This is a genomic window from Roseobacter sp. (genome assembly GCF_024639605.1).
Classification (GTDB): Bacteria; Pseudomonadota; Alphaproteobacteria; order Rhodobacterales; family Rhodobacteraceae; genus Roseobacter.
Window position 1 is genome coordinate 1 of the sequence record NZ_JAHEHZ010000132.1, and the last position, 9,616, is coordinate 9,616.

The 9,616-nt window shown below is 62.3% G+C and carries 6 protein-coding genes, 1 tRNA gene and 1 pseudogene; 4 read left to right on the top strand and 4 right to left on the bottom strand.

Features of this window, described 5'->3' with window-relative positions; genetic code table 11:
* Window positions 1-455: 455 nt before the first annotated feature.
* Window positions 456-530, bottom strand: a tRNA-Gln gene (locus Q0M35_RS14775).
* A 255-nt stretch (window positions 531-785) separates the two neighbouring features.
* The gene (locus tag Q0M35_RS14780; RefSeq protein WP_295316633.1) at window positions 786-1,310 is read right to left on the bottom strand and encodes an SH3 domain-containing protein; all 525 of its coding nucleotides are present in this window, start codon (window positions 1,308-1,310) and stop codon (window positions 786-788) included.
* 98 nt (window positions 1,311-1,408) lie between these two features.
* Here Q0M35_RS14780 and Q0M35_RS14785 point away from each other — a divergent pair, with 98 nt between their 5' ends.
* The 4 genes from Q0M35_RS14785 (at window position 1,409) to Q0M35_RS14800 (ending at window position 8,272) form a co-directional block, all read left to right on the top strand.
* On the top strand, window positions 1,409-2,395 hold the full coding sequence (locus Q0M35_RS14785; protein WP_295316635.1) for a D-glycerate dehydrogenase: 987 nt from the start codon (window positions 1,409-1,411) through the stop codon (window positions 2,393-2,395).
* Window positions 2,396-2,424: 29 nt separating this feature from the next.
* The gene (ggt, locus tag Q0M35_RS14790; RefSeq protein WP_295316637.1) at window positions 2,425-4,203 is read left to right on the top strand and encodes a gamma-glutamyltransferase; all 1,779 of its coding nucleotides are present in this window, start codon (window positions 2,425-2,427) and stop codon (window positions 4,201-4,203) included.
* A 25-nt stretch (window positions 4,204-4,228) separates the two neighbouring features.
* The gene (locus Q0M35_RS14795; protein ID WP_295316639.1) at window positions 4,229-5,638 is read left to right on the top strand and encodes an FAD-linked oxidase C-terminal domain-containing protein; all 1,410 of its coding nucleotides are present in this window, start codon (window positions 4,229-4,231) and stop codon (window positions 5,636-5,638) included.
* Between the two features lie 129 nt (window positions 5,639-5,767).
* Window positions 5,768-8,272, top strand: coding sequence for an FAD-dependent oxidoreductase (locus Q0M35_RS14800; RefSeq protein ID WP_295316641.1), 2,505 nt, complete (start codon window positions 5,768-5,770; stop codon window positions 8,270-8,272).
* Between the two features lie 48 nt (window positions 8,273-8,320).
* On the opposite strand, the gene Q0M35_RS14805 is transcribed toward Q0M35_RS14800, so the two are convergent.
* Window positions 8,321-8,971: a DUF938 domain-containing protein gene (locus Q0M35_RS14805; RefSeq protein ID WP_295316642.1), complete on the bottom strand. Its 651-nt coding sequence runs from the start codon at window positions 8,969-8,971 to the stop codon at window positions 8,321-8,323.
* Window positions 8,968-9,616, bottom strand: a pseudogene (locus tag Q0M35_RS14810) (hypothetical protein); the annotation flags it as partial. The pseudogene Q0M35_RS14810 and the gene Q0M35_RS14805, both read right to left, overlap by 4 nt.

Consider the following 9,616-nt stretch of genomic DNA (forward strand, 5'->3'; position numbering starts at 1 on the left):
ATATCAATGACTTAGGGGCTTGTGGCTGGGCTGGTAGGATTCGAACTTCCAGTACATCTTTTGATGGTGCCGAAATAGAGGCTTAATATCAAAAGGTTACGAGGCACTGTCCATCGTTTGAGTCTGGGCGGTAGCAGTTTAACCCGGACCAGGCGAAAATAGCGGAATGTCTCGTCTGGTTCACAATGACCATTGCCGCGATGAAAATAGTGAGTTGCTATATTTGCTGAATTGCGATCGGCAGACCTGCCTACATCTCACCGCTTGGCATGCGATGCTACCACCATCACATTCGCCCAAACTGCTACCGCGGAAATGGCGATTCCAGACTTTTCAGGGAAACGGGCAGAATATCGGAGATCCGCCGGTCTGGGGTATCTCTATACCTCTAAAGCTTCCCGAAACTACGGGCTGAAAAGCAAAAATATGCATTATATCAATAACTTAGGGGGTGGTGGCTGGGATGGTAGGATTCGAACCTACGGTACACTGTACCAAAAACAGTTGCCTTACCACTTGGCTACATCCCAACGTGAGCCGGTAATTAAGACGAAGCGCCGCAACGTTCAAGTCCCGATTTCGACAATTTCCCTGCCGGATGCATGCCGCAGGGCTCACCGCAGCGCCAGCCTGCGGGCAAGTTGGCAGCAGATTTAAGGGGCGGTTTTAAGGCGCAAGGCGTGCGGTGCTCCGGGGTCAGAGACAGATATTGCCGGAAATACCGATAAGACAATCGGCTCAGCAACGGCGCCGGGCACTCCGGCGCGCCGCCGGAAGCAGCGCAATCAGTCGCGGATTTCATTTGCGCCGACACCCCAGAGCTTCTCTTTCGGCGCCCAGCCACGATATCCGCCTGAGCGGAGCTGGCACCACCCGGGGTCGCATTTGCCCAGCCGGGCGATCACGCCCAGCTCAAGGGCCGCGGAGACCGGTGCCTCGCGGTCAGGGCGCTGGTGCAGGGTGAGCATATCCTGCTCCACGATTACGGTGCGCACACCCGACAGCAGCGAATAGTGCACCCAGCCGCCGATGCCGTCCCGGTCCTCGACCCGGCGCCAGTGGCCATGCTCCGCTGTGATGCGCAGCGGCATGTCACGGCGCTTGAACACCCAGTCGATCCGGTGCGTGAGCGACGGCCCGCGCCGCACATTGCCCTCTGACGCCTTCATCGACACGAAACGCGGCAGGGGCAGGTTGGTTACTTTTCCGGTCTGTGTCGCCGTCGAGGCGGCTCCAAACAGACTGCACAGCAATACGGCCGCGCATCCGCGGCGAAGCAATTGTTTCATGAAGTTGCCTGTATCGTGCATTTTGCTCTCGTCCGGGGTGCGGGGTTCTTGTGCCTCGTCACATCCTGGGCCACCATGTCATACAAAGCACCAAAGCGCCATGTCCCGGGAGTGTCAAAATGTCTGATCAGCGGTTGAGTGTTGTCGTTACGCGACGATTGCCCGAAGCGGTGGAAACACGCCTGTCAGAGCTCTTTGACGCCAGGCTGCGTGAGAGCGATGCGCCCATGAGCCGGGATGAGCTCAGCGAGGCGATCCGGTCTGCCGACGTGCTGGTGCCTACGATCAGCGATACAATTGACGCCGCACTGCTCGGTCAGGCCGGCGACCGGTTGAAGCTGATCGCCAATTACGGCGCGGGCGTGGACCATATCGATGTTTCAACGGCCCGGCAGCGCGGGATACTTGTGTCAAATACGCCGGGTGTGCTGACTGACGACACGGCCGATATGACCATGGCGCTGATGCTGGCGGTGTTGCGCCGCATCCCTGAGGGTCTGGCGGTTATGCAGGGCGATACCTGGGAAGGCTGGGCGCCGACGGCGTTCCTTGGCGGGCGCGTGGGCGGGCGCCGGCTGGGTATACTCGGAATGGGACGGATCGGCCAGGCGGTCGCGCGCCGTGCTGCCGCCTTTGGTATGCAGGTGCATTATCACAACCGCCGTCGTCTGCGCCCCGAAGTCGAAAAAGCGCTGGAGGCGACGTACTGGGAGAGCCTCGATCAGATGGTGGCGCGCATGGACGTGATCTCGGTTAACTGCCCCGCGACGCCCTCGACCTTTCACCTGATGAACGCACGCCGGCTGAAACTCATGAAACCCGAAGCGGTCATCGTGAACACCTCACGGGGTGAGGTGATCGACGAAAACGCCCTTACACGAATGCTGCGTGCAGGCGAAATCGCGGGCGCCGGCCTTGATGTGTATGAGCACGGCACCAAGGTCAATCCGCGTCTGCGTGAACTTGGCAACGTCGTTCTGCTGCCGCACATGGGCTCCGCCACGCGCGAGGGCCGGATTGAAATGGGCGAGAAGGTGATCATCAATATCAAGACCTTCGACGACGGCCACCGGCCGCCGGATCAGGTTGTGCCTTCTATGTTGTGACCCGTTCCTCTGACCCCGAAAGGACAATTATGCGTATAGTCCCGGTTACTGCCGCTTTACTGATTGCAACGCAGCTGCACGCCCAGCAGGCGGCTGACGCGGTCCAGCCCGAACCCGCGACGCAGGGTGCTTTCGCGGCGCTCTCAGAGGATGTTGCCGCCGCCTTTAAGGCCAAAGCCGCGCGCACGCCGGTGGAGGCCAGCGACTGGATGGTGGCCGCCGCCAACCCGCTCGCGGTGCAGGCCGGTGCGGATGTGCTGGCCGCCGGTGGCACAGCCGCGGATGCGCTTGTCGCCGTGCAGGCTGTGCTGGGTCTGGTAGAGCCGCAATCTTCGGGGCTCGGGGGCGGCGCTTTTCTGGTCTATTACGATGCGGGCTCTGGCGAACTGACCACGCTTGACGGGCGCGAAACTGCCCCTCTGGCGGCCACGCCGCGCCTTTTTCAGGACGAAAACGGTGAACCGCTGGGCTTTTTTGATGCGGTTGTCGGCGGTCTCTCTGTCGGCACACCCGGTACGCCGGCGCTGATGCAGGCCGCGCATGAGCGCTGGGGCCGCATGGACTGGGCAGGGTTGTTGCAGCCTGCGGCTGATCTGGCGGAGGCCGGATTTGGCGTCTCTCCGCGTCTGTCCGCCCTTGTCGCGAGCGATGCGGACCGCCTCTCCCGCTTTCCCGCAACGGCCGCCTATTTCCTGCCGGGCGGGACACCGCTCGCGGTGGGGCAGACCCTGAGAAACCCGGAATACGCGCAGACGCTGCAGGCCATGGCGACAGGAGGTGCTGCGGTCCTTTACACCGGGGAGATCGCAGCAGACATCGTCAGTACCGTGCGCAGTGCCGAAGGCAACCCCGGGGTGCTCTCCGAAACGGATCTCAGCATCTACGAGGTCAAAGAACGCGCTCCCGTCTGTGCCAGCTACCGTGCGCATGACGTCTGCGGCATGGGTCCGCCGTCCTCGGGCGGCCTGACTGTGGGCCAGATCCTCGGGATGCTTGAAGGCTTCGATCTCAGCGCCGGGCCCGGCGATGCGGATGTGCGCCGTCTTATAGGAGACGCCTCGCGTCTGGCGTTCGCCGACCGTGGCCGTTACATGGCCGACAGCGATTACGTGCCAGTGCCCGTGCAGGGGCTTATCGATCCGGCCTATCTCAGCGACCGCGCGGGCGCGCTCAGCGGCGACAAGGCGCTGGAATCGGCAGCGCCCGGCACGCCGGCATTCGATCACGCGCTGATCTGGGCCGATGATGCCTCCATCGAACTGCCCTCGACCTCGCATTTCGTGATCGTGGATGCCGAAGGCAGCGTCGCCTCTGTGACGACAACCATCGAAAACGGTTTTGGCAGCCGTCTGATGGTGCGAGGCTTCCTTCTGAACAACGAACTCACCGATTTCTCCTTCCGCTCGCACAGCGAGGGCGTGCCGGTCGCCAACCGCGTGGAGCCCGCCAAGCGACCGCGTTCCTCCATGGCGCCCACGATCGTTATGAAGGACGGCGCTCCGGTGCTGGCCATCGGCAGCCCGGGAGGCAGCCGTATCATCGGTTATGTGGCCGAAAGCATCATAGCACATCTCGACTGGGGCATGAACGTGCAGGAGGCGGTGTCCGTCCCTCATGCCGTGAACCGTTTTGGCACCTATGACCTCGAAGAGGGCAGCGCGGCCGCAGCGCTGGAGCAGGACCTGACGCAGATGGGGTATGAGGTGAACATCCGCGCTCTGACATCCGGTCTGCACGCGATATCTCTGGGAGAGACACTTCAGGGCGGTGCGGATCCGCGCCGCGAAGGTATTGCGCTGGGGCAGTGAGCCACAGCGCCGCAAGGAGAGTGACATGGTCAACGTAACCACGCTGCCGCGCAACGAGACCGGCATCCGCACCGTGATAGACTTGCTGAAACAACAGTTCGGCGAGCGGCTGCAGACGGGTCAGGCCGTGCGTGAGCAGCACGGGCACACCACCACCTGGATCGAGAACCAGGCACCTGATGCGGTGGTTTTCCCGACCAGCACGCAGGAAGTCTCTGAGCTGGTAAAAGTCTGTGCCACCCATGACGTGCCGGTGATCCCCTATGGCACCGGCACCTCTCTTGAGGGTCACGTGAACGCTCCCGCCGGCGGGATCAGCATTGATCTCAGCCAGATGAATCAGGTCATCGAGGTCAACCCCGGCGATCTCGATTGCCGCGTGCAACCGGGCGTGACTCGGGAGGATCTTAACTCCCACCTGCGCGATCAGGGCCTCTTTTTCCCCATTGATCCCGGTGCCAACGCCTCGCTCGGGGGCATGGCCTCTACCCGCGCCTCCGGCACCAACGCGGTGCGGTACGGCACCATGAAAGACAACGTACTCTCGCTGGAGGCTGTCATGGCTGACGGGCGCATCATCCGCACCGGCACCCGCGCGCGCAAGTCCTCTGCCGGGTATGACCTGACCCGCCTGCTCGTGGGAAGTGAGGGCACGCTTGGGGTCATCACCGAAATCACCCTGCGCCTGCAGGGGATCCCCGAGGCCATGAGTGCCGCCCGCTGTTCCTTTCCATCGGTTGAAGAGGCCTGTCAGGCGGTCACATCCGTGATCCAGTACGGTTTGCCCGTCGCCCGGATCGAGCTTCTCGACACAACGATGGTCAAAGCCATCAACGGGTATTCAAAGCTCAGTCTGCCGGAAACGCCACTTTTGCTGCTGGAATTCCACGGTACCGAAAACGGCGTGACCGAGCAGGCGGAGATCTTCGGCACACTGGCCGGTGAGGTGGGCGGCCACGGGTTTGAGGCAACTACAAGCACCGAAGAGCGCAACCGCATGTGGAAGGCCCGCCACGATGCGTACTGGGCGATGCTGCAGTACCGCCCGGGCGCCAAAGGCGTGGCAACCGACGCCTGCGTCCCGATTTCGCGGCTGGCCGAATGCGTCACCGCCGCGCAGCAGAAAGCCGATGACCTGGGTCTCATCGCACCCATTGTCGGCCACGCCGGTGACGGCAATTTCCACGTCACGCCGCTTGTCGATATGGACAATCCGCAGGAGGTGGAGAACGCCGAAATTTTCGCGTCCTGGCTCAGCGAGCTTGCGATCTCCGTTGGCGGCACCTGCACCGGTGAGCATGGCATCGGGCAGGGCAAGCAGGACTATCTGGAAAAAGAGCTGGGAGAGGCCACTGTGATCATGAGCGCCATAAAGGCCGCTTTGGATCCGGCCAACATTATGAACCCTGGAAAAATCTTCCCCGCACGCCCCTGAACGCGGCTTTGCCACCCCGCAGAAGCGCGTCATGTCGCTTTCCCGCCATGACCGGTCGGGCGCGTTTTGCGCCTTTTTGCGATCTGGGGCTAATGATCCTGCATTGACGCCAACGCGGGAGAGCATGTCATGAAAACGCAGGTCAAAGCACTGGTTGTCGGCGGGGGTGCCGTCGGGACATCGATCGCCTATCATCTTGCGCGCGCCGGCTGGGACGACGTGATGCTGCTGGAACGCGATGAGCTGACGTCGGGGTCGACCTGGCATGCGGCGGGTCTGCTGCCGTACTTCAACATGTCCTTCGCAACCACGCATATCCACGATTATTCCATCCGCTTTTACAAAACCCTCGAAGAGGAAACCGGCCTGAACGCGGGATTTGCGGTCGTGGGCAATCTGCGCATGGCGCAGACTGATGAGCGCATGGACGAATATATGCTCTATGCCTCGACGGCCGAGACCTGCGGCGTGCCCTATCAGTGGCTGACGCCCGATGAGATCAAGGCGAAATGGCCGCTGATCAACACCTCTGACCTCAAGGGCGCGCTCTATCACCACACCGACGGATATATTAACCCCGCTGATGTCACCATGGCGATGGCCAGGGGAGCCCGCCAGCGCGGTGTGATGATCGAACGTAAATGGCAGGCGGATGCCTTTCACTGGACCGGTACCCACTGGGAGGTGACCGCGACGAAAATGGTCGAAAAGGGCGGCAATCTGGTGGCGTCCGACGAGCAGATCGTGATCACCGCCGAGCATGTGGTCACTGCCTCCGGCAACCACGCGCAGCGCACCGCAAAGATGCTCGGCATCAAAATCCCCGCGATCCCGGTCGAGCACCAGTTCATCGTCATGGATCAGGACCCCGAACTGGTGAAATTCCGCAAAGACGCGGGCAACCCCGAACACCCGGTGATCCGCGATGCTGATGCACAATCCTATGTGCGTGAAGAGCGCGGTGGCTGGATCCTCGGTGTCTATGAGAAAAACGCGCCCGCGCGCTTTGAATACGGTGTACCCGACAGTTTCCGCGCCGATCTTTTCCAGCTGGATCTGGAGCGGATCGAAGAACAGTATCTGGCGATGATCCACCGCATCCCCTCTTGCGAAGAGAGCGGGCTGAAGGACGATTTTAACGGTCCCATCTGTTACACCCCCGATGGCAACCCGCTGGTTGGTCCCGCGCCCGGGCTGCGAAATATGTGGCTGGCCGAGGGGTTCTCTTTCGGCATCACAGCCGCCGGCGGAACCGGCTATTACCTGGCGCAGATGATGGTTGAGGGCGAGGCAGAGATCGACATGGCCTCGCTCGACCCCAAACGCTATGGCGACTGGATGACCACCGAATATGCCGCGCGCAAAAATGAGGAAGCCTACGAACACGTCTATATCCTGCACCATCCGGATGAAGAACGCCCGGCCTGCCGCCCGCTGCGTACGGCCCCGGCCTATGACCGGCAAAAGGCGCGCGGCGCGCAGTTTGGTCATGTGAACGGATGGGAGCGGCCCAACTATTTCGGCCCGCTGGACGCACCGGACAGTTTCGACCATGACGCGCGCAGCTTCCGGCGCGGCGGCTGGTGGCAGCACGCGGTAGATGAGGCGAAAGCGATCCGCGAGGGCGTGGGTCTCATCGATGCCACGGCCTTCACCAAGCATCTTGTCAAAGGGCCCGGGGCCACACAGTTCCTCAACTGGTTCACTTGTAACAAACTGCCCTCCGTGGGGCGTATCAACCTGACCTATGCGCTCACCGGCCGTGGCACGACGCGCACGGAATACACCATCGTCCGGCTTGCGGAGCATGAATATTATCTCGTGAGTGCCGGTGCCTGGACGGCCTATGACGGCGATTTCCTGCGCAAGGCGATCGAGGACAAAGCCCCGGAAGTCGGTTATATCGAATGCCACGACGTGACGACGCAGTGGGGCGTGTTTGCCATCGCTGGGCCAAAGTCGCGCGATGTCCTGAACGCGCTTGTGAAAGATGCCGACCCGGCGACGGTACTCTCCAACAAGCGCTTCCCGTGGCTGACCTTGCGCAATATCGAGCTTGGGATGTGCCCGGTGCGGGCGATCCGCGTGGCCTATACCGGCGAGCTTGGCTGGGAACTGCATCACCCCATCGAGATGCAGAACTACCTTTTTGATCAGCTCGAATCTGCAGGTGCGCCGTTGGGGATGAAATTCGTAGGCGCCCGGGCGCAGAACTGGCTCAGACAGGAGAAATCATACCGCGCTTTCGGCAATGAGCTTGGCCGTGACGCGACCCCTCTGGAGGCTGATCTGCCGCGTTTTGTGGATCTCAGCAAAGACTTCCACGGCAAGGCAGAGCTTGAGAAAACCGGTGTGCGCTCAAAATGCGTGACGCTTCTCATCGACGGGCCGGAAGATGCCGACCCCTGGGGCCGCGAGGCGCTTTATCATGGCGACACCCGTGTGGGCCGTCTGACCTCCGGCGGCTATTCGGTTGCCTTCGGGAAATCCATCGGGATGGGCTACGTGACGCCCGATCTTGCGGTCGCCGGCACAAAGCTGCAGGTGAAGATGCTTGACCGGCTCTGGGACGCGGAAGTCACCGAGGACAGCCCCTATGATCCGAAAAACGAACGCATCCGCATCGATGGCTGAACCATAGACCGGGTACAGGACAACCCCCGGCACGCCGCAGTGCCGGGTTCAACCGCACGTCGCGACAAAGGCGAGGTTGTTCGCCGGCATTTCGTGACAGGAAAGACCTGTCGCCCCCGCAGCCCGCAGCCACGCCGTGATCTCACCGTCATCCTTATACCCGATTGCGGGATCAGCCGCGCGCAGGTCTGCGTCGAACCTGGCGTCACCCTCGCTGGTCAGCTTCCCGTCGCGGCGAAAGGGACCGTAGCAGATAAACCGCCCGCCGGGTGACAGCGCCGCCATTGCTTCCGCAACGACGGTCTGCGCCGCGGGGCCGGAGATCAGATGCAGCAGGTTGACCACCAGAATTAACGCCTGGCCTGCATGATCCGCCGACCAGCCCGCCCGCGTTGCATCGAGATCAATCGCGGGCAGGACTGTTCCGGCCCCGGAGTCCTGCGCCCAGGCATCAATGCTGGCACGGCGCGCTGGATCGACGTCAGAAGGTTGCCAGATCAGACCGGGCAGGGCGGCGGCAAATACCGCCACATGCTGTCCGGTGCCACTGGCGATTTCCAGAGCGGTGCCGGTTACGGGCGCATGGCTTTGCAGAAATTCGCTCAGCGCACCGGCATTCCGGGCGGCGGCGGGGGCGTGCATCCTTGCACCGTCTCCACCGGTCGCTACGCTGGCACTTGCGGGCAACCTGCCGGTCATCTGAGCCGCCATGGCGTCGGCGCATCAACCATAGCCGGTTCAGATCCGATCTTTCTGCTCGCCCCCGGACCGGCCGGCGTCGCATCCATCACCCGGGCATCCTGCGGCGCGACAAGGTCCTCCTCTGCGGGCGGGTCCAGCAGCGCGCCTGCGTCAGGCTTCGCGTAGCAGCTCTCGCCGACCCCGAAAAACATGCGCCATCCCTTTGGGTCATGCCCGTCAGGCGCCGGAATACGCGCTATTGCCCGGCGGCAAGGCACAATCCCACTGGGCGCGACTTCTGCCATCACGGTCACCTCATGGCCCGCAGCGCTGGCCGCGTTTGCGAGCGACGCGGCACTGAATGCCCCGAAGGGCGTGCTCACCTGCCACCGACCGCCGCCAGAGCGGATGCCGTTTACCTGCGCTCCGGTCAGAACAGTGCAACAGTTGTCACGTACAACGCGGACAAAGCCCTGCATCAGGCAATTGCGACCAGTGTCATGACCGGCGTCGTGATCCCCGGCAAGGGCGACGGTCTCCGTACCCCGCACCACAGCGCGCGCCTCTGGCGCGCTGATCTGCCCCAGACCAAGAGAGCTCAGATCGTCGTGAAAGAGTTCTTTCTCATTCTTCCGGGCGAGGATCATCAGTCTGCGCGGCGTA